This window comes from Streptacidiphilus jeojiense (genome assembly GCF_000719095.1).
Taxonomy (GTDB): Bacteria; Actinomycetota; Actinomycetes; order Streptomycetales; family Streptomycetaceae; genus Streptacidiphilus; species Streptacidiphilus jeojiensis.
Genome location: NZ_JOEH01000083.1, coordinates 1 through 1,268, shown reverse-complemented (window position 1 = coordinate 1,268; position 1,268 = coordinate 1). Strand labels below are relative to the sequence as shown.

The 1,268-nt window shown below is 67.5% G+C and carries 1 protein-coding gene; it reads right to left on the bottom strand.

Going from position 1 to position 1,268, the window contains the following annotated elements; genetic code table 11:
- Window positions 1-88: 88 nt before the first annotated feature.
- Window positions 89-1,268 (bottom strand): DUF7910 domain-containing protein (locus IF29_RS48375; protein ID WP_037598775.1); only part of this gene is annotated, 1,180 nt, incomplete at its 5' end.

The following is a 1,268-nucleotide window of genomic DNA, read 5'->3' as shown; positions in this document are numbered from 1 at the left end:
ACGCGTCAACGTCCTGTGGGCCCTCATACGCGACGGACAGTGCTTCCAAGGTGGACTCCCGGTCACAGCGGCTGCTTGACGAGCTTCATTAGGAGGTGACGAGGGTGAACTGCTCCCAGAGGCCGATGGCGGTGCGGTTGGCGATCAGCGGGTTGGCGCCGGCGTTCTCGGCCGTCACGTACTCGTTGTCGGCCAGTGAGAGCAGGCTGACGGTGCCGCCGCTGTTGTGGATCAGTTGGAAGGTCTCGGAGGGGCCGACGGTGGTGCTGCTGGCGATCAGCTGCTGGGTGCCGCCGCTGCCGGTGGTGACGAAGCGGCCGTTGGCGTGGGCGCGCAGCGCGATGTGTCCGCTGCCGGCGTCGACCTCGTCGAACTCCTCCCAGGTGCCGATCGCGGTGCGGTTGGCGATCAGCGCGGAGGCCCCGGCGTTCTCGGCGGTCACGTACAGGTTGTTGACCTGGGAGCGGAAGCTGACCACGGCCAGGGTGGCGCCGCCGGTGCTGGTGGCGACGGGTGGTGTGGGGCGGGTGGCGGTCAGGGCGATCTGGCCCTTGAGCATCCGGCCGCCGTCGCCGGTCAGCCGCAGGTAGTAGTCGGCCGAGCAGGCGGTGCCGTCCTCGTCCAGGGAGAGCAGTCCGGAGCCGGTGGGGGTGGTGGCCTGGGTCTCGGCGGTCTTGGCGATCTGGTTGCCTTCGCCGTACTCGTCGAACATGGAGATGTAGATGCCCTGGGCGCCGACCCGGACCATGTTGTAGAACTGCCGCCACATGAAGTCGCCGTGCGCGCGCTGACGCCCCGACAGGTCGCCGGGCAGGACGCAGGGTTGGTAGTCGATGCCGTTGGCGTTGCAGTCGGCCTGGTCTGGGACGTTGATGTTCTGGTAGACCGAGTCGGAGTCGGCGGCGTTCCCGATGGCGCCGACCATCCACGGCGAGAGCATGTTGAAGGCGTGGTAGGTGCCCAGGTACCCGGCCCGGGAGCCGCCGACCCCGGTGCGCCACTCGCGCGGCACCCCGCCGATGACGTAGCAGCCCTGGCTCTTGAACCAGTTGATGACGTCGAGACAGGTCGCGGCGTCCCAGGGGTGGTTGGCGTCGTTGAAGCCGAAGCCCCAGATGCAGACCACCGGTTTGCCGTTCTGCATGGCGTAGGCGGACGAGGCGGTGTGGGCCTTCATCTTGTTGGTCCAGTCGGCCTTCATCTCCGACTGCATGTTGGTCCAGCCGGTGGCGTCGTACATGATGTAGAACTTGCGGCCGTACTTCTCC